The organism is Flavobacterium sp. (genome assembly GCF_003525665.1).
Taxonomy (GTDB): Bacteria; Bacteroidota; Bacteroidia; order Flavobacteriales; family Flavobacteriaceae; genus Flavobacterium.
Genome location: NZ_DQDX01000092.1, coordinates 1 through 367, shown reverse-complemented (window position 1 = coordinate 367; position 367 = coordinate 1). Strand labels below are relative to the sequence as shown.

Genomic DNA, 367 nt, shown 5'->3' with positions numbered 1-367 from the left:
GTCCCGAAACTTCGGGATAGTTTGGTTTTGTCTTTTGTGAAGTTCAAGTTTCAAAAAACTATTTTATCAATTTAGACAACATTTTTTATGTTTTTTACCACTTCCACAAGGACATGGATCATTGCGTTGAATTTTAGTTTGATTAATTATTGGTTGAAATAGATTTAATTTTTCAGAATAGTTACTTCTGCTTTGATAATACTTCATTACATTCTGTTGAATATCAAAAATTGTTACATCCTTTTTTTCTGTTTCAATAATTTCAAATAATTCTTCAAAATTACCATTTACAGATAAATCAATATAATCTTTATCATAAAGTTCTTTTATTAAAGAAACTTGATATTCACTTGGATTATTTATATAG

1 protein-coding gene is annotated in these 367 nt (G+C 24.8%); it reads right to left on the bottom strand.

From position 1 onward, the window contains the following. Positions 1-66: 66 nt before the first annotated feature. On the bottom strand, positions 67-367 hold a 301-nt coding region (locus tag DIU01_RS06845), incomplete at its 5' end, for an SEC-C metal-binding domain-containing protein (RefSeq protein ID WP_290832818.1).